Here is a 17,638-nt window from a genome sequence, read left to right as displayed (position 1 = left end):
GCAGAAGAGCGGGACACCGCGGGAGATCACGGGAGGCCGACCCGGGACACCGGGGAGACGACGAGGGAAGAAAACCACGAGGGGCGCATCCGGTGACGGATGCGCCCCTCGGTGCGTGCGAGCCGCAACGGCCCGTCGCCCGGGTGTCAGTTGTGGCCGAAGCGCTTCTGCCGGCCCTTGCGGGCGACGTCGGCCGGCGTCACCTGTGCGATGCGCTGCTCGGCCTGCGACTCCATCGACGACTGCTGCGCCGCCTGCTGACCACGCTCGGACTGCGGCTGTTTACGTTCCTGTTTCTTGTTCTTGGCCATGGTGATCTGCCTCCTGGGGGGAGCTGGGGGCCATCGACGGGACCAGACTCACATAGGCTGACTTACAACGCATTTCGGATAATTACCTTCTGTAACAGGGTTTGTCGGAGCGCAAGCCCTCGAAACGCCACGCCGAAGATCGAGTTCCGGCCGTTAACCTCCGCGTGGTCGGGCAGACTCGAAGAAAGCCCGATGCAAACCTCCCGGAAAGAGGGTGAGTCGTGTGGACCGTTGCATCGTCCTGGTGGACGCCGGGTATCTGCTGGGGGCCGCCGCCAGCCTCCTCGCCGGAGAGCCCTCGCGATCGAAGATCACCGTCGACCACTCCGCCCTCGTCCAGGGCCTGCGCGAACAGGCCGAGTCCGAGACCGAGCGGCCGCTGCTGCGCATCTACTGGTTCGACGGCGCCCCCGACCGCGTCCCCCAGCCCGAACACCGCAGACTGCGCGTGATGCCCCGGGTCACCGTCCGGCTCGGCGCGCTCACCCGCAGCGACGGCCGCTGGGCCCAGAAGGGCGTCGACGCCGCCATGCACGCCGAGCTGACCGAGCTGGCCCGCAACCGCGCCTGCTCCGACGTGGTCCTCGTCACCGGCGACGGCGATCTGCTGCCCGGCATGATGGCCGCCAAGGAGCACGGCGTCGCCGTCCACCTGTGGGCCGTCCAGGCCGCCGACGGCGACTACAACCAGTCCGAGGACCTGGTCGCCGAGGCCGACGAACGGCGCGTCCTGGACCGCGTCTGGATCACCAAGGCCGTACGCGCGAAGGAGGTCGGCGGCACCTGCGCGTCGCCGCCCGCGCCCCGGCCCGAGATCGCCGCGATCCTCTCCGCGCCGCTGCCCGACTCCGGCCTCGCCCGCCCCTCCGAGCGGAGCGCCGAGGAGACCGAGCACGCCTCCGCGGCCGGCGCCTCCGAGAACGGCGCCGAGGAGCGCGTCCCCGCGCCCAAGGGAGGCGTGCCGACCCCCAAGGACCTGGCCGCCCTGCGCACACCGGGCGCCCAGGCGGTCCAGCACCCCACCACGGCGACCCTGCGCTGGTCCTCCGACAAGGGCTGGGTCGACCGTCCCGGGAACCCCGCCGAGCCCGCCGAGGTCGCCGCGATGCCGACGCTCGCGCAGCTCACCACCGCGGAGCAGCGGTGGGCCGACCGCGAGGAGGACATCACCACCGTCGGCGGCGACCCGTACGAGGTGGGGCAGGTCTTCGCCCGCCGGTGGATGGCGCGCCTCGGCGAGCAGGGGCAGCTCCAGAAGCTGTCGGGCATGTACCCGCGGATCCCGCACCGCATCGACGGCGAGCTGCTGAGGTACGCGGCCCGCTTCGGACTGCTGGCCCACAAGGACGACCAGATCGACGAACACGACCGGTACGCCATCCGGGCGGGATTCTGGCGCGAGATCGACGTACGGACGGCCGCCGAGCACGCTCCGGCCGGGGACTGAACCGGCCGCCCGGCACGCCCCGACGGCGAGCCAGGGTCCGTGACCCCGTAGTCTCGTCCCTTGTGAGTACGCGCGCGGCACCGCCCATTCGGCACAGGGACGAGGTCGTGTGTGCCGTGCGCGGGCTGACCAAGACCTATCCGGCGGTCCGTGGCCGGCGCGGCACTCCCGCGACCCCCGAGGTCCGGGCGACCGACGACGTACGGCTGGACATCCGGCGCGGTGAGATCTTCGGGCTGCTCGGGCCGAACGGCGCCGGGAAGACCACCCTGGTACGGCAGATGACCGGGCTCATGCGGCCCGACTCGGGCAGCGTGGAGATCCTCGGGCACGACATCGTGCGCCACCCCGAGCGGGCCGCGCGGATCCTCGCCTACCTCGGGCAGGAGTCCTCCGCCCTCGACGACCTCACCGTCTCGCTGGCCGCCGAGACCACCGGCCGGCTGCGCGGCCTCGACGTGCGCGCGGCGCGCCGGGAGCGGGACGCCGTCCTCGACGAGCTGGGTCTCACGCCGATCGCCGGACGGCCGCTGCGCAAGCTGTCCGGCGGACAGCGCCGGCTGGCCTGCTTCGCCGCCGTGCTGGTGGGGGAGCGCCCCCTGCTCGTGCTGGACGAACCGACCACCGGGATGGATCCGGTGGCACGGCGGGCCGTGTGGGCCTCCGTGGACCGGCGGCGGGCCGAGCGCGGGACGACCGTGCTGCTCGTCACCCACAACGTCATCGAGGCGGAGACCGTCCTCGACCGGGTCGCCGTCATCGACCAGGGCCGGGTCATCGCCTGTGACACCCCCACAGGGCTCAAGGAGCAGGTCGCCGACGAGGTGCGGGTCGAACTGGTGTGGCGCGAGCGGGCGCCGCTGGACGTGCCCGAGGTCGCCGCGCTGCGCGAGCGGGCCGTGGAGTCGGGCCGCCGCTGGACCCTGCGGCTGGCGCCCGACGAGGCCCGCGCGGTCGTCGCCACCGTCACCGGCGGAGCCGCCTTCGCCGCCCTGGACGACTTCACGCTGGCCACACCGAGCCTGGAGGACGTCTATCTGGCGCTGGGCGGGGCGGCACGGCAGGGGCTGGTGCGGGCTTGAGGGCGGCGCGAGCGCGGGGCGCCGAGGTGAGCGAGCGAGCCTCCAGCCCCGTATGGGACGGTAGGGGAACCGTAGGGAAGAGGAGCAACGTCACGTGAGTGTCGTACCCGCCGAGGTTCTGCCGGGAAGCACCCGGGCCGCCACGCAGACGGCGCCCCGCGCCGCCGCCGAGCTGGCCCCCCGCGCGCGGTTGTGGCCGTCGCTGGCGGCCGTGTACCGGGCCCAGCTGTCCCGGGCCCGGGTGGCCCGCATCCCGCTGCTGTTCGTGGCGACCTTCCAGTCGGTCGGCATCCTGATCATGATGCGGGGGGTGGTGGACGGGGGCCGCGAGGCGGAGGCCGTGGTGGCGGGCTCCGCTGTCCTCGTCGTCGCGTTCGTCGCGCTGAACCTGCTCGCGCAGTACTTCGGACAGCTGCGGGCGAGCGGCGGGCTGGACCACTACGCGACCCTTCCGGTGCCGCCCGCGGCCGTGGTGCTCGGGGCGGCGGGCGCGTACGCGTCCTTCACCGTGCCGGGGACCCTGGTGACCGCGGTCTTCGGATGCGTGCTGTTCGGGCTGCCGCTCACCCATCTGTGGATCCTCGCGGCCGTGATCCCGCTGGCCGGCGCCGCCCTGTCCGGACTCGGCGCGGCCTTCGGGCTGCTCGCGCCGCGGCCGGAGCTGGCCACCGTGCTGGGGCAGCTCGGCATGTCGGCGGCGCTGCTGCTGGGCGTGCTGCCGCCGGACCGGATGCCGGAGGCGGTGCGCTTCGCCCGCGATCTGCTGCCGTCGACGTACGGGGTGGAGGCGTTCGCCCGGACCTTCGGGGCGAGTCCCGACTGGGCGTTCGTCCTCGCCGACCTCGCCGTGTGCGCCGGGGTCGGCGTCGTTTCGCTGGCCGTCGCCACCTGGGCGTACCGCCGGGCCGCCGTCCGGTGACGCGCGGCACAGACGCGCCTGGCACGATGTCAGAGTGACCGCACCGCTGACTCCGCCTCCGCCGCCGCACGAACCCTCCTCGCACACGGCCTGGCCTCCGCCGCCCGGCGGGTACGCGGGGGTGGCCACCGCGCCCCATGACGTCGCGTACGGACAGGACGGGCCCGGCATGAAGACCGAACTGCGCGAAGCCGCCGTCATCACGGTGGCGGTCGCGGTCGCCGGAGCGCTGCTCGGGCTGCTGTGGGTGTGGCTGGCGCCCAAGGTGCCGCTCGTCGGTGAGCTGGTGGACGACAGTTGGGTCGTCTACTTCAAGGACACCGAGGGGGAGCAGGCGATCGGCGTGGACGGAACGTTCACGCTGCTGGCCCTGGCGTGCGGGGCCGTGAGCGCCGCGGCCGTGTTCCTGTGGCGGCGGCGCGGCGGAGTCCCGCTGGTGATCGCCCTCGCCGTCGGGGGGTTCCTCGGATCGTTGCTGGCGTGGCGGCTGGGGGTGTGGCTGGGGCCCGACTCCGATGTGATCGCGCATGCGCGGTCCGCGGGCAAGGGGGTCACGTTCTCGGCTCCGCTGAAGCTCGGCGCGAAGGGGGCGTTGCTGGCGTGGTCGTTCGCCGCGGCGCTGGTGCATCTGGGGCTCACGGCGCTGTTCGGGCCTCGGGATCCCGATCCGTATCAGGCGCATATGGGCGTGCCCAAGGACGGGTACGGGGCGCCGATGGGCTAGCGGGGCTCTTCTGGCCCCCGCCGCCCCTTCCCGTCCCGTTCCCGGGGGCTGCGCCCCCAGACCCCTTCGGCCTGGACGGCCTCTCCTCGAACGCCGGACGGGCTGTCAGGGGCGGGCGATCGGGGCCTGTACCGCTTCGGTGAGCCTGGCCAGGTCCGCCGGGGAGAGCTCCACCTCCAGGCCCCTGCGGCCCGCCGAGACGCAGATCGTGGGGTGGGCCGAGGCCGAGGCGTCCAGGACGGTGGGGAGCTTCTTGCGCTGGCCCAGGGGGGAGATGCCGCCCCGGACGTAGCCCGTGGTGCGTTCCGCGAGGGTCGGGTCGGCCATCGCCGCCCGTTTTCCGCCCGCCGCCGACGCCAGGGCCTTCAGGTCCAGGGAGCCGGCCACCGGGACCACGGCCACCGTCAGGGCGCCGTCCACGTCCGCGACCAGGGTCTTGAAGACCCGGTCGGGGGAGACGCCCATCGCCTCGGCCGCCTCCTCGCCGTAGGACGGGTGGCTCGGGTCGTGGTCGTAGGCGTGGACCGTGAAGTCCACGCCCGCCGCCGTCAGGGCCACCGTCGCGGGCGTGCCCGCGGACTGTTGCTTCTTCGGCTTCTTCGCCATGCGGGCCTTCAGTTGAGACTCGTCGGGCCGCGCGTCAGGTCCGACGCGGGCAGCGAGGGCAGGCTGCGGATGATCGCCGTCTCCGCGCGCAGCAGCGTCAGCTCGTCCCGCAGGCGGGAGGCCGTGTCGGGGGCCTGGAGCAGGCGCTGCTTGGTGGGGGTGTCCAGCATCATCGCGGCCGCCACCAGGTACGACACCACCGACGGGTCGTCCGGGAGATCCGCGCCGGTGGTCAGTGAGCGCTCGCGGGCGCCCGCCAGGCGCTTCTGGTACTGGCGGAAGGCGCGCAGCACGCCTTCCGCGAGGGCGCCCGCCTCGTCGCCCGGGTTCTCGGGGAGTTCCTGGAGCTCGGCGGTCAGGAACGGGCCCGACGCGTCCACCGACAGCAGCTTCACGCGGGTCGTGCCCGTCGCCAGCACCTCGAAGGTGCCGTCGGCGCGCTCGCGGATCGTCGCCGCGTCGGCCACACAGCCGACGTCGTGGAACGCCTTGAGCGGGGCGTCGCCGAAGCCGGCCGCGGGGCCGCGCTCGGGCAGCGCGGTCCGGTCGGGCAGGCCGTGGGAGCTGGGCGCCATCTCATGGCCGTCGCGGATCGCCACGACGGCGAACCGGCGTGATTCGTCCTCGGGGGTCTTCAACAGGTCGCGCATCATGGCGCGATAGCGCTCCTCGAAGACGTTGAGCGGGAGCACGAGCCCCGGGAACAACGCCGAGTTCAGGGGGAAGAGCGGCAGACGGACGGTGGTCACGACGCTGAAGCCTAGTGGTCCGTGGAGCGGGCTCGTTCGCCGTGCCCGATCCCTGGACGCCAGGGGGGCCGCTCGGACGGCCCCGAGCGCACTTCCTCGCGTACCGCCAGGAAGTGGCCGAGCGGGTCGTCCGACAGCCGGCCCCAGGGGAAGGACGTGGCGTAGGGGCCGATCAGGCGCAGTTGCGCGAGGGCGTCGTCGTGGCGGTCCAGGCGGACCAGGACGTACGTCAGCACATTGCGGATCTCGGCCGGCCACGGGTCGACGGACGGGAAACGGGCGGAGAGCGCGATGGCGCGGTCGGCCGCCGCGTCCAGCCGCTCGCGCGGTACCTCGGGCCCGCAGCCGTCGGTCAGGTACGCGAAAGCGGCCCGCGTCGGCAGCGCCTGGACGAGGGAGCCGGCCGGCGCGTCCTGCGCGGCACGGTCGGCGAAGTCGAAGCACTCCCGGTGGGAGCCGTGCCACGACTCGGCGAGGTAGCGCTTGGCGGCGACATGGCAGCCGTAGTGGTGCGGGGCGCGGCGGACCGCGGCCGTCCACAGTTCGCCGAAGTACTTGTGTCCGGCGCGGGTGCCGCGTGCGTGGTCAAGGGCGATCCGCCACGGCACCGGGTCGCGGACGTCGCTCTGCGCGGCGGCCGTGATCAGCGGGCTCACCTCGCGCAGCAGCTCGGCCCTGGCCGGTGAGCGCCAGGCCCGGTGCACCGCGAGCTGGGCGGCGACGAGCAGCACGTCCGGGTCGCGCGGGGCGGCGGCGCGCCACTCCTCGAACCACTCCGGCCGGGAGTGCGCGAAGGACGCCAGCCGGGTGGCGTACCGGTCCCGGTACTCCCACTCGGCCCGTTCCCGGGTCTGGGCCATGAGCTGCGCGGCGGGCGCGTAGGCGCCCAGTCCGGCGGCGACCAGGGCGGGACCGAGCCGGTCGTCGGGCACGTCGAGGAGCACCTCGTCGTCGGCGGGGAGCCCGGCGGCGCTGTGGGGGGCGGCGGCGTTCCGTGCCGTCCGGGATGTCCGGGAGGCGCGGATGAACGGGGGCAGCAGAGCCATGGTGTGGCCCATTGAAAAGCCGCAGGTTCAGATTGCGCCAGAGGGTTCCGGCACCTTCACGAAAGTTGTACACCGTACGGTCAAGGAGCGGTAAAAGGTGACTGTGGGTCACGGTGTCTGAGCCCGCTGTCCACCGGTCATCCCCGGCGCAGCAGCCGCGTGGCCCCCGCCGCGACCGTCGTCGCCAGGATCCAGCCCAGCAGGATCAGCGCCGACGACAGCCACTGCCAGCCGCCGCGCAGCTGCCACTCGCCGACCTGTCCGAGGTCGATGACCGGCAGCAGCAGGTCGAGGGCGAAGAGGGCGGGATTCCAGGGCGGGTGTCCGTCGCGGTCGACGGGCGGATGCGCGGCGTGCGCGAAGGCCAGCGAGCTCGCCGCCCACAGCACCGCCATCCACACCGCCGCGCGGCCCGGCCGGTACCCGTAGGCGACCGTCCAGTCCTGGACGTAGCCCCAGAGCTTCGCGGCCGGCGGCAGGGTCTCACGGCGCCGCCGCTGCTTGGCCAGCAGTACCTCGCGGGCGTCCTCGTCCTCCCCGCCGGCCCGCAGCACGGTGGCCAGCCGTTCGTACGGCTCCGGGGCGTACTCGGCGGTCGCCGCGGCCACCCAGCGCAGCCGCTCGGCCAGCGGGAACGGGCCCTGGGGCACCAGGTTCTCGTACGCGAAGCCGCCCATGTGCACACTGCCGGGGCCCGGCCACGCGCTCGCCCGGTCCACCAGGTTGATCACCCGGGCGCCCGACAGCACCACCTTGCCGCGCGGCGGCCGCTCCCCGAGGAAGCGCAGTTCGGGCGTCTGCACCCGGCGCAGCGACAGCTCCTGGTCCTCCGTGAACACGAACCGGGCCCGCTCCAGGTCGACGGCGTCCCCGAACCGCCCGTCGTCCAGCCGGACCCCGCCCCGGCACTCGAAGCGCTGGATGCGGGTCCCGCGCGCGGGTGTCGTGCCGCTCAGCGCCTGGCCGCCGACACCGGCCGGGGTCAGGTAGAGCGAGCGCTCCACCGTCAGCTGGGGCGCGTTCAGCGCGAGCCGGGTGTACGGATTGGCCAGCCGCGCGCCGCGCAGGCTCAGCGACACGCCGATCTTGGCGCTGCGCAGGCTCAGCTCGCCGTGCGATTCGAGCAGCTCGGCCTGGAGGTCCTGGCCGACCGTCAGGCCGTCGGCGGCGATCGAGCGGCCGCTGCGGTCGCGGTAGACGATCGCCTGGTTGAGCAGCAGGTCCGTGCCGATGTGCGCGTCGGTGAGCCGGACGCCGTTGTGGAAGCGGCAGCGGGGGAGGTGCAGATCGCCCTCGGTGTGCACCCGGGCGGCCTCGAGACGCGGCACCGAGCAGTCCACCATCCGCACGGTGGTGAACCGCGCCTCGGGCAGCAGCACCTCCCGCTCGAACCGGCAGCGCTTCATCTCCAGGTACGGCACCACCGTGCCGCCCGCGAGGTCCAGGGTGCCGCTGACCTGCACGCCCACCAGCTTCAGCGAGGCGACCCGGCCGGCCAGCGCGGGTGGTCCGTCCAGCAGCAGCCAGGCGACGATCCGCGCCCGCACGGTCCGCGACGCGCCCCACGGATGCCCGCCGTGCGGGTCGTCGACGACCGTGTCCCCGCTGCTCAGGTCGTACACGCTGCCGTTGCGGAAGGCCTGCCACATGCCGGCCTCGGCGGCGGTCAGGTCGTCCGGCAGATCGCCCGGACGGTCTCCCGCGCGAATGCCCGCCCCCTCGGTCACGCTCGTCACCCCCTTCGTCACGCACAGATTTCGCACGGCTGTTCATGCCCGGTGGGCGACTCCCGAACGCCAGACCCGAAGCCGATCTTCCGGATTCCGGCCACGTTCTGTATCAGCCATTGATACGCGCGGACGACGCCCGATCCCGGTCTGAGAGAATTGACGGCGTGATCTCCCGAATCGATCTGCGCGGCGACGCCCTCCCCGAGGGACCCGCCCTGCGCGACCTGCTGCCCCGAGCCGACTTCGACGTCTCGGCCGCCCTCGAGAAGGTGCGTCCGATCTGCGAGGCCGTGCATCATCGGGGCGACGCGGCGCTGATCGACTTCGCCGAGAAGTTCGACGGGGTGCGGCTCGAATCCGTACGCGTGCCGGCGGCGGCGATCGCCGACGCGCTCGAGCGGCTCGACCCGGCCGTCCGCGCGGCCCTGGAGGAGTCCATCCGCCGCGCCCGTCTCGTCCACCGGGAGCAGCGCCGTACGACGCACACGACCCAGGTCGTGCCCGGTGGGTCGGTGACCGAGAAGTGGGTGCCGGTCGAGCGGGTCGGGCTGTACGCGCCCGGCGGCCGGTCGGTCTACCCCTCCTCCGTGGTCATGAACGTCGTGCCGGCGCAGGAAGCCGGCGTCGGGTCCATCGCGCTCGCCTCCCCGGCCCAGTCCGAGTTCGGCGGCCTGCCGCACCCCACGATCCTCGCGGCCTGCGCCCTCCTCGGCGTCGACGAGGTGTACGCGGCCGGCGGCGCCACGGCCGTCGCGATGTTCGCGTACGGCACCGAGTCCTGCCCGCCCGCCAACATGGTCACCGGCCCCGGCAACATCTGGGTCGCCGCCGCCAAGCGCTACTTCGCCGGCAAGATCGGCATCGACGCGGAGGCCGGCCCGACCGAGATCGCGGTCCTCGCCGACGACAGCGCCGACCCGGTGCACGTCGCCGCCGACCTCATCAGCCAGGCCGAGCACGATCCGCTCGCCGCCGCCGTCCTGGTCACCGACTCCGTCGAGCTGGCGGACGCGGTCGCCAAGGAACTGGAGCCGCAGGTCGCGGCCACCAAGCACGTCGAGGACCGGATCGTCCCGGCGCTCGCCGGCCGGCAGTCCGCGATCGTGCTGGTCGACGGCGTCGACGAGGGCCTGCGGGTGGTCGACGCGTACGGCGCCGAGCACCTGGAGATCCAGACCGCCGACGCGGCCGCCGTGGCCGACCGGGTGAAGAACGCGGGCGCGATCTTCGTCGGCCCCTGGGCGCCGGTGTCCCTGGGCGACTACGCGGCCGGGTCCAACCACGTGCTGCCGACGGGCGGCTGCGCCTGCCACTCCTCCGGGCTGTCCGTGCAGTCCTTCCTGCGGGGCATCCACATCGTCGACTACACGCGGGACGCGCTGGCCGACGTCGCGCAGCACGTGGTGACGCTGGCGGAGGCGGAGGACCTGCCCGCGCACGGCGCGGCGATCAAGGCGAGGTTCGGGTGGAAGGTACCGGCGAGCAAGTGAACTTCGGAATCGACGATCTCCCCGTACGGGACGAGCTGCGCGGCAAGTCCCCTTACGGCGCGCCCCAGTTGGACGTCCCCGTACGGCTGAACACCAACGAGAACCCCTACCCGCTGCCCGAGGCGCTCGTCGAGCGGATCGCGGAGCGGGTGCGCGAGGCGGCCCGCAACCTCAACCGCTACCCGGACCGGGACGCCGTGGAGCTGCGCACGCGGCTCGCGCAGTACCTGACGGACACCTCCGGGCACGAGGTCGGCCCGGCGAACGTCTGGGCCGCCAACGGCTCCAACGAGGTCATCCAGCAGCTGCTCCAGACCTTCGGCGGACCGGGCCGCACCGCGATCGGCTTCGAGCCGTCGTACTCGATGCACGGGCTCATCGCGCGCGGCACGGGAACCGGCTGGATCTCGGGTCCTCGCAACGAGGACTTCACCATCGACCTGGCGGCCGCCGAGCAGGCCGTCGCCGAGCGCCGGCCCGACGTCGTCTTCATCACCACCCCCAACAACCCCACCGGCACCGCGGTCCCGGCCGAGACGGTCCTCGCGCTCTACGAGGCCGCGCAGCGGGCCAAGCCGTCGATCGTGGTCGTGGACGAGGCGTACATCGAGTTCAGCCACGGCGACTCCCTGCTGCCGCTGATCGAAGGTCGGCCGAATCTCGTCGTCTCGCGCACCATGTCGAAGGCCTTCGGGGCGGCCGGCCTGCGCCTCGGCTACCTCGCCGCGCACCCGGCGGTCGTGGACGCCGTCCAGCTCGTCCGGCTGCCGTACCACCTGTCGGCCGTCACCCAGGCGACCGCGCTGGCCGCCCTGGAGCACACCGACACGCTGCTGAAGTACGTCGAGCAGCTCAAGTCGGAGCGCGACCGGCTGGTGCGCGAACTGCTCGCGATCGGCTACGAGGTGACGGCGTCCGACGCCAACTTCGTTCAGTTCGGGCGGTTCGAAGACGCCCACACGGTCTGGCGGCAGATCCTCGACCGGGGCGTCCTGGTCCGGGACAACGGCGTGCCCGGCTGGCTGCGGGTCACCGCCGGAACCCCCGAAGAGAATGACGCGTTCCTCGACGCGGTCCGTGAAGTGAAGAAGGAGCAGAGGCCATGAACCGCGTAGGACGTACAGAGCGCACCACGAAGGAGACGTCGGTCCTCGTCGAGATCAACCTCGACGGCACCGGCAAGGTCGACGTGTCGACCGGCGTCGGCTTCTACGACCACATGCTGGACCAGCTCGGCCGGCACGGTCTGTTCGACCTGACCGTGAAGACCGACGGCGACCTGCACATCGACTCCCACCACACCATCGAGGACACCGCCCTCGCGCTCGGCGCCGCCTTCCGGCAGGCCCTCGGCGACAAGGTGGGCATCTACCGGTTCGGCAACTGCACGGTCCCGCTGGACGAGTCCCTCGCCCAGGTCACCGTCGACCTCTCCGGCCGGCCCTACCTCGTGCACACCGAGCCCGAGAAGATGGCGCCGATGATCGGCGAGTACGACACCACGATGACCCGGCACATCCTGGAGTCCTTCGTCGCCCAGGCGCAGATCGCGCTGCACGTGCACGTGCCCTACGGGCGCAACGCGCACCACATCGTGGAGTGCCAGTTCAAGGCGCTGGCCCGGGCCCTGCGCTACGCCTGCGAGCGCGACCCGCGCGCGGCCGGCATCCTCCCCTCCACGAAGGGCGCCCTGTAGAACCATGAGCGGACTGTCGACCATCCTGATCGTCGTCGGCCTCTTCCTGGTCGGCGGCATCTACTCCTTCGTCAAGCAACAGATGCCGAAGAGCCTGATCGTGCTGCTCTCGATCGGCGCCGCGATGTGCCTCGTCGCCGGCGTCGTGCGGCTGGAGGTGTGGAATTGAGCACCGCAGCCAAGAACGCGAAGAGCCCGAAGAAGGTCGTCGTCTTCGACTACGGCTTCGGCAACGTCCGCTCCGCCGAGCGGGCCCTCGCGCGCACCGGGGCCGACGTCGAGATCACGCGTGACTTCGACACGGCCATGAACGCCGACGGGCTGCTGGTGCCGGGCGTCGGCGCCTTCGCCGCCTGCATGCGCGGCCTGAAGGAGGCCCGCGGCGACTGGATCATCGGCCGCAGGCTGTCCGGCGGGCGCCCCGTGATGGGCATCTGCGTCGGCATGCAGATCCTCTTCGCCCGGGGCATCGAGCACGGCGTGGAGACCGAGGGCCTCGACGAGTGGCCCGGCGCGGTCGAGCCGCTCCAGGCCGAGATCGTGCCCCACATGGGCTGGAACACCGTCGACGCCCCGGCCGACTCCGAGCTGTTCGCCGGACTGGACGCGGACGCGCGCTTCTACTTCGTGCACTCCTACGCCGTGCAGGACTGGTCCCTCGACGTGCACAACCCGCTGCTGCGGGCGCCGAAGGTGACCTGGTCGACGCACGGCAAGCCGTTCGTGGCCGCCGTGGAGAACGGCGCCCTGTGGGCCACGCAGTTCCACCCCGAGAAGTCCGGCGACGCCGGAGCCCAGCTCCTCACCAACTGGATCGGAACACTGTGAGCAAGCTCGAACTCCTCCCCGCCGTCGACGTCCGCGACGGCCAGGCCGTCCGCCTCGTGCACGGCGAGTCGGGCACCGAGACCTCCTACGGCTCCCCGCTCGAGGCCGCCCTCGCCTGGCAGCGCTCGGGCGCCGAGTGGCTGCACCTGGTCGACCTGGACGCCGCGTTCGGCACCGGCGACAACCGCGCGCTGATCGCCGAGGTGGCGGGCGCGATGGACATCAAGGTGGAGCTGTCCGGCGGCATCCGCGACGACGACACCCTCGCCGCCGCCCTGGCCACCGGCTGCACCCGGGTCAACCTGGGCACGGCCGCCCTGGAGACCCCCGAGTGGGTCGCCGAGGTCATCGCCGAGCACGGCGACAAGATCGCGGTCGGCCTGGACGTACGGGGCACGACCCTGCGCGGCCGCGGCTGGACCCGCGACGGCGGCGACCTCTACGAGACGCTGGCCCGTCTCGACAAGGAGGGCTGCGCGCGCTACGTCGTCACCGACATCGCCAAGGACGGCACGCTCCAGGGCCCGAACCTGGAGCTCCTGAAGAACGTGTGCGCCGTGACGGACCGCCCGGTCGTGGCCTCGGGCGGCGTGTCCTCCCTCGACGACCTGCGGGCCATCGCCGAACTGGTGCCCCTCGGCGTCGAGGGCTCCATCGTCGGCAAGGCCCTGTACGCCGAGGCGTTCACCCTGGAAGAGGCGCTGGAGGCGGTCGCCCGGTGAGCGAGGTACGACGCATCACGACCGGCGCGCCCTGGGAGGAGACCTTCGGGTACTCCCGCGCGGTGGAGCTGCCGAACGGCCTGGTGCTGGTCTCCGGGTGCACATCGATCGTGGACGGCGAGATCGCCGGCGGCGGCCCCTACGAGCAGACGGTCAACGCCTTCGGCGTCGCGTTCGCGGCGCTGGAGCAGCTCGGACTCGGGCGCGACGACGTCGTGCGCACGCGCATGTACCTCACCCACGCGCGGGACGTGGACGACGTCGGACGCGCCCACAAGGAGCTGTTCGAGACCGTCCGGCCCGCCGCGTCCATGCTCATCGTCTCCGGCCTCGTGGACCCCAGCCTGGTCGTCGAGGTCGAGGTCGAGGCCTATCGAGGAGGGTCCTCGGCATGACCCTTGCCGTACGAGTCATCCCCTGCCTGGACGTGGACGACGGCCGGGTCGTCAAGGGCGTCAACTTCCAGAACCTGCGCGACGCGGGCGACCCCGTCGAGATGGCCAAGGTGTACGACGCCGAGGGCGCCGATGAGCTGACGTTCCTGGACATCACCGCCTCCTCGGGCAACCGCGAGACGACCTACGACGTGGTGCGCCGCACCGCCGAGCAGGTGTTCATCCCGCTGACGGTGGGCGGCGGGGTGCGCACCCCCGAGGACGTCGACAAGCTGCTGCGGGCCGGCGCGGACAAGGTGGGCGTCAACACGGCCGCCATCGCCCGCCCGGAGCTGATCAAGGAGATCGCCGAGCGGTTCGGCAGCCAGGTGCTGGTGCTCTCGGTGGACGCCCGGCGGACCCCCGCGGGGACCTTCGAGGTGACGACGCACGGCGGCCGCCGGGGCACCGGCATCGACGCCGTCGAGTGGGCGCACCGCGCGGCCGAGCTGGGCGCCGGCGAGATCCTGCTCAACTCGATGGACGCGGACGGCACGAAGGACGGATACGACCTGGAGATGATCGCCGCGGTGCGCAAGCACGTGACGGTCCCGGTGATCGCCTCCGGCGGCGCCGGCAAGCTCGCCGACTTCCCGCCGGCCGTCGAGGCGGGCGCGGACGCGGTGCTCGCCGCGTCGGTGTTCCACTTCGGCGACCTGCGGATCGGCCAGGTCAAGGACGCGCTGCGGGAGACCGGACACCCCGTGCGCTGAACTCAGCCCTTCGGCTGGGTCAGCTGCACGAAGTTGCCGACCGTGTCGTCCAGGACGGCCGCGACGACCGGGCCCTGGTCCTGCGGGGGATGGGTGAAACGCACACCCAGCCCCCGCAGCCGCTCGTACTCCGCATCGAGGTCGTCGACCGAGAAGACGATGCACGGCAGCCCCGCCTCCCGCAGGGCCGCCCGGTACGGCTCCGCGATGGGGCCGTGGCCGGGCTCCAGCAACAGCTGGAGATCCGGCTGGGCCCCTTGCGCCGCGCCCACGGTGACGAACAGCGTGCCTTCGCCCAGGTCCATGTGCAGACGCGTCTCGAACCCCAGGACCCCGGTGTAGAACGCGTGGGCCTTCGTGACGTCGTCGACGTACACGCTCGTCATGGCGACCTTGATCATGTGCGGCCTCTCATGCCTCTCAGATTCCGAGCTGCTTGCCGCCGTGCAGCCTGGTGATCGCTTCCTTCTCGCCGTCCAGTTCCACCTCCGCGGCGCTCTGCCGGCCGTACAGGAACAGCAGCAGCTCCGACGGCTCCCCGGTGGCCGTCACGACCGGCGTGCCCCGGTTGGCGACCGCGGTGCGGCCGTCCGGGCGCCGCAGCACCAGGCCGGTCGGGGTGCCGCGGCCCATCAGGCGGGCGGTGCGCTCCAGGCGGGTCCACAGGGCGTCCTGGAAGACCGGGTCGAGCGCCCGCGGCGTCCAGTCCGGCCGGGCGCGGCGGACGTCCTCGGTGTGGACGTAGAACTCGATCGTGTTGGACGCCTCGTCGAGCTGCTTGAGCTGGAAGGGCGAGAAGCGCGGCGGACCCGTGCGGATCAGCTGGATCAGCTCCTCGTAGGGCCTGGCGGCGAACTCCTCCATCACCTTGTCCAGGCGGGACGCGAGCTGCTTGATCAGAATGCCCCCGGCGGCGTCCGGGCGGCGCTCGCGCACCACCACGTGCGCCGCCAGGTCCCGGGTCTGCCAGCCCTCGCAGAGGGTCGGGGCCTCGGGGCCCGCCGTTTCCAGGAGGTCGGCGAGAAGAAGTCGTTCACGCTTGGCGAAAGTCGACATGCCGTCAGCTTACGACCGCGCGTGGGGTCCGCCCACCCGTCGCCCGCCCACCATCCCTCACCGAGTCGCCGCGCGCCGCTCCTTCCCATTCAGTGGACACGGGCCGTCACCGTCAGTGGCGCGCGGCACAATGGCGGACATGACCAGCACGCCCCAGCCCAGCGACCTCGACCCCCGTATCGCCGCGCGCCTCAAGCGCAGCGCCGACGGGCTCGTCCCCGCCATCGCCCAGCAGTACGACACCGGTGAGGTGCTCATGCTCGGCTGGATGGACGACGAGGCGCTGCACCGCACGCTCACCACCGGCCGCTGCACCTACTGGTCGCGCAGCCGCCGGGAGTACTGGGTCAAGGGCGACACCTCGGGACACTTCCAGTGGGTCAGGTCCGTGGCGCTCGACTGCGACGCCGACACGGTGCTCGTCAAGGTCGACCAGGTCGGCGCCGCCTGCCACACCGGGGCGCGCACCTGCTTCGACGCCGACGTGCTGGTCGAGAACGCCGATTCCGGCGACGTGCCCGCCGAGAACGCCGATTCCGGCGTACCCGCCACGGATCAGTAAGGTCAGCCGCCATGGACCTCGAGACGTTCCGCAAGCTGGCCACCGACCGCCGCGTCATTCCGGTCACCCGCAAGCTCCTCGCCGACGGCGACACCCCGGTCGCGCTCTACCGCAAGCTCGCCGCCGAGCGCACCGGAACCTTCCTCCTGGAGTCCGCGGAGAACGGCCGCACGGCGTTTCAGTGGTCTCGGTACTCCTTCATCGGCGTCCGCAGCGCGGCGACCCTCACCGCGCGCGACGGCCAGGCCCAGTGGCTCGGCACCCCGCCCGTCGGCGTCCCGGTGGACGGCGACCCGCTCGCCGCCCTGCGCGCCACCATCGAGACCCTCCACACCCCCCACGAGGAGGGCCTGCCGCCCTTCACCGGCGGCATGGTCGGCTACCTCGGCTACGACATCGTGCGCCGCCTGGAGAAGATCGGCCCCGGCGACCGCGACGACCTGCGGCTGCCCGAGCTGACCATGCTCCTGACCAGCGACCTCGCCGTCATGGACCACTGGGAGGGCTCGGTCCTGCTGATCGCCAACGCGATCAACCACAACGACCTCGACACGGGCGTCGACGAGGCCTACACGGACGCGGTGGCCCGGCTGGACGCCATGGAGGCCGACCTCTCCCGCCCGGTCGTCCAGCCCCCGGCCGTCCTGCCGCCCTCCGAACTCCCCGAGTACAGCGCCCTGTGGGGCGGCCTCGACTTCCAGCGGGCCGTCGAGGACATCAAGGAGCGCATCCGCGCGGGCGAGGCCTTCCAGGTCGTCCCCTCCCAGCGCTTCGAGACGCCGTGCACGGCGAGCGCGCTCGACGTCTACCGGGTGCTGCGGGCGACGAACCCGTCCCCGTACATGTACCTGTTCCGCTTCGACGGATTCGACGTCGTGGGCTCCTCCCCGGAAGCCCTCGTCAAGGTCGAGGACGGGCACGCCCTGGTCCATCCCATCGCCGGAACCCGGCACCGCGGGGCCACCCCGCAGGAGGACCAGGCCCTCGCCGACGAACTGCTCGCCGACCCCAAGGAGCGCGCCGAGCACCTCATGCTCGTCGACCTCGGCCGCAACGACCTGGGCCGGGTCTGCGAACCGGGCTCGGTCGAGGTCGTCGACTTCATGTCCGTCGAGCGGTACTCGCACGTGATGCACATCGTCTCGACCGTCACCGGGAAGGTCGCGGCGGGCCGTACCGCCTTCGACGTCCTCACCGCCTGCTTCCCCGCCGGCACCCTCTCCGGTGCCCCCAAGCCGCGCGCCATGCAGATCATCGACGAACTGGAGCCGTCCCGGCGCGGCCTGTACGGCGGCTGCGTGGGCTACCTGGACTTCGCCGGCGACTCCGACACCGCCATCGCCATCCGTACGGCCCTCCTGCGCGACGGCACCGCCTACGTCCAGGCCGGCGCGGGCATCGTCGCCGACTCCGACCCCGTCGCCGAGGACCAGGAGTGCCGCAACAAGGCGGCGGCGGTCCTGCGCGCCGTCCACACCGCCAACCGACTGGCGAAATAGGGCGCTTTCCGGACAGACGGCCGG

General features: G+C 72.6%; 21 protein-coding genes. 14 read left to right on the top strand and 7 right to left on the bottom strand.

Translation table 11 applies throughout. From position 1 onward, the window contains the following. Window positions 1–146: 146 nt before the first annotated feature. Window positions 147–311 carry a hypothetical protein gene (locus QQM72_RS22190; RefSeq protein WP_020129908.1) on the bottom strand — a complete coding sequence of 55 codons (165 nt, stop codon included), beginning with the start codon at window positions 309–311 and terminating at the stop codon, window positions 147–149. Window positions 312–534: 223 nt separating this feature from the next. On the opposite strand from QQM72_RS22190, the gene QQM72_RS22185 reads away from it, so the two are divergent. From QQM72_RS22185 to QQM72_RS22170, 4 genes are all read left to right on the top strand, one after another. Next, complete coding sequence (locus tag QQM72_RS22185) at window positions 535–1,758, top strand: NYN domain-containing protein (RefSeq protein ID WP_314222608.1); 1,224 nt, start codon at window positions 535–537, stop codon at window positions 1,756–1,758. 107 nt (window positions 1,759–1,865) lie between these two features. Continuing rightward, window positions 1,866–2,840 (top strand): ABC transporter ATP-binding protein, encoded by a 975-nt coding sequence (locus tag QQM72_RS22180; protein ID WP_314222607.1) that lies wholly within the window; start codon window positions 1,866–1,868, stop codon window positions 2,838–2,840. 94 nt (window positions 2,841–2,934) lie between these two features. After that, window positions 2,935–3,759, top strand: coding sequence for an ABC transporter permease (locus QQM72_RS22175; RefSeq protein ID WP_314222606.1), 825 nt, complete (start codon window positions 2,935–2,937; stop codon window positions 3,757–3,759). Window positions 3,760–3,793: 34 nt separating this feature from the next. Continuing rightward, complete coding sequence (locus QQM72_RS22170) at window positions 3,794–4,483, top strand: DUF2567 domain-containing protein (RefSeq protein ID WP_314222605.1); 690 nt, start codon at window positions 3,794–3,796, stop codon at window positions 4,481–4,483. A gap of 105 nt (window positions 4,484–4,588) precedes the next feature. On the opposite strand, the gene ybaK is transcribed toward QQM72_RS22170, so the two are convergent. The 4 genes from ybaK to QQM72_RS22150 form a co-directional block, all read right to left on the bottom strand. Further along, entirely contained in the window at window positions 4,589–5,089 is a 501-nt protein-coding gene (gene ybaK / locus QQM72_RS22165; protein WP_314222604.1) for a Cys-tRNA(Pro) deacylase, read from the bottom strand. Window positions 5,090–5,097: 8 nt separating this feature from the next. After that, entirely contained in the window at window positions 5,098–5,838 is a 741-nt protein-coding gene (locus tag QQM72_RS22160) for an LON peptidase substrate-binding domain-containing protein (RefSeq protein ID WP_314222603.1), read from the bottom strand. 11 nt (window positions 5,839–5,849) lie between these two features. Further along, window positions 5,850–6,896: a hypothetical protein gene (locus QQM72_RS22155; RefSeq protein WP_314222602.1), complete on the bottom strand. Its 1,047-nt coding sequence runs from the start codon at window positions 6,894–6,896 to the stop codon at window positions 5,850–5,852. 125 nt (window positions 6,897–7,021) lie between these two features. Further along, window positions 7,022–8,611 carry an oxidoreductase gene (locus tag QQM72_RS22150; protein WP_314222601.1) on the bottom strand — a complete coding sequence of 530 codons (1,590 nt, stop codon included), beginning with the start codon at window positions 8,609–8,611 and terminating at the stop codon, window positions 7,022–7,024. A gap of 167 nt (window positions 8,612–8,778) precedes the next feature. Here QQM72_RS22150 and hisD point away from each other — a divergent pair, with 167 nt between their 5' ends. Genes hisD through hisF form a run of 8 tightly spaced genes read left to right on the top strand, consistent with a single transcriptional unit; the run spans window position 8,779 to window position 14,497 of the window. Beyond that, window positions 8,779–10,104, top strand: a complete 1,326-nt coding sequence (hisD, locus tag QQM72_RS22145; RefSeq protein WP_314222600.1) for a histidinol dehydrogenase — start codon at window positions 8,779–8,781, stop codon at window positions 10,102–10,104. Continuing rightward, window positions 10,101–11,210: a histidinol-phosphate transaminase gene (locus tag QQM72_RS22140; protein ID WP_314222599.1), complete on the top strand. Its 1,110-nt coding sequence runs from the start codon at window positions 10,101–10,103 to the stop codon at window positions 11,208–11,210. The genes hisD and QQM72_RS22140 overlap by 4 nt, the downstream gene beginning before the upstream one ends. Further along, window positions 11,207–11,800 (top strand): imidazoleglycerol-phosphate dehydratase HisB, encoded by a 594-nt coding sequence (hisB, locus tag QQM72_RS22135; protein WP_314222598.1) that lies wholly within the window; start codon window positions 11,207–11,209, stop codon window positions 11,798–11,800. The genes QQM72_RS22140 and hisB overlap by 4 nt, the downstream gene beginning before the upstream one ends. A 4-nt stretch (window positions 11,801–11,804) precedes the next feature. Beyond that, a complete protein-coding gene (locus QQM72_RS22130) occupies window positions 11,805–11,969 on the top strand; it encodes a hypothetical protein (protein WP_020129896.1) in 165 nt (54 codons plus the stop codon). Then, the gene (gene hisH / locus QQM72_RS22125) at window positions 11,960–12,628 is read left to right on the top strand and encodes an imidazole glycerol phosphate synthase subunit HisH (RefSeq protein ID WP_314222597.1); all 669 of its coding nucleotides are present in this window, start codon (window positions 11,960–11,962) and stop codon (window positions 12,626–12,628) included. The genes QQM72_RS22130 and hisH overlap by 10 nt, the downstream gene beginning before the upstream one ends. Then, window positions 12,625–13,350, top strand: coding sequence for a bifunctional 1-(5-phosphoribosyl)-5-((5-phosphoribosylamino)methylideneamino)imidazole-4-carboxamide isomerase/phosphoribosylanthranilate isomerase PriA (gene priA, locus QQM72_RS22120; protein WP_314222596.1), 726 nt, complete (start codon window positions 12,625–12,627; stop codon window positions 13,348–13,350). Before hisH ends, priA begins: the two co-directional genes overlap by 4 nt. Next, the gene (locus tag QQM72_RS22115) at window positions 13,347–13,745 is read left to right on the top strand and encodes a RidA family protein (protein WP_314222595.1); all 399 of its coding nucleotides are present in this window, start codon (window positions 13,347–13,349) and stop codon (window positions 13,743–13,745) included. The genes priA and QQM72_RS22115 overlap by 4 nt, the downstream gene beginning before the upstream one ends. Continuing rightward, window positions 13,742–14,497, top strand: a complete 756-nt coding sequence (gene hisF / locus QQM72_RS22110) for an imidazole glycerol phosphate synthase subunit HisF (protein WP_314222594.1) — start codon at window positions 13,742–13,744, stop codon at window positions 14,495–14,497. Before QQM72_RS22115 ends, hisF begins: the two co-directional genes overlap by 4 nt. 2 nt (window positions 14,498–14,499) lie before the next feature. Here hisF and QQM72_RS22105 read toward each other — a convergent pair whose 3' ends face one another. After that, window positions 14,500–14,898 carry a VOC family protein gene (locus tag QQM72_RS22105; RefSeq protein ID WP_314222593.1) on the bottom strand — a complete coding sequence of 133 codons (399 nt, stop codon included), beginning with the start codon at window positions 14,896–14,898 and terminating at the stop codon, window positions 14,500–14,502. Window positions 14,899–14,917: 19 nt separating this feature from the next. After that, entirely contained in the window at window positions 14,918–15,553 is a 636-nt protein-coding gene (locus tag QQM72_RS22100; protein ID WP_314222592.1) for a TIGR03085 family metal-binding protein, read from the bottom strand. A gap of 139 nt (window positions 15,554–15,692) precedes the next feature. Here QQM72_RS22100 and hisI point away from each other — a divergent pair, with 139 nt between their 5' ends. Both hisI and QQM72_RS22090 read left to right on the top strand, forming a co-directional pair. Next, complete coding sequence (gene hisI / locus QQM72_RS22095) at window positions 15,693–16,115, top strand: phosphoribosyl-AMP cyclohydrolase (RefSeq protein ID WP_314222591.1); 423 nt, start codon at window positions 15,693–15,695, stop codon at window positions 16,113–16,115. 11 nt (window positions 16,116–16,126) lie between these two features. Next, window positions 16,127–17,614, top strand: a complete 1,488-nt coding sequence (locus QQM72_RS22090) for an anthranilate synthase component I (protein ID WP_314222590.1) — start codon at window positions 16,127–16,129, stop codon at window positions 17,612–17,614. Window positions 17,615–17,638: the final 24 nt, after the last annotated feature.

It is taken from the genome of Streptomyces zaehneri (genome assembly GCF_032248645.1).
In the GTDB taxonomy this organism is placed as follows: domain Bacteria; phylum Actinomycetota; class Actinomycetes; order Streptomycetales; family Streptomycetaceae; genus Streptomyces; species Streptomyces coriariae.
The sequence above is the reverse complement of the archived record's forward strand: the minus strand, read 5'-3'. Positions and strand labels throughout refer to the sequence as shown.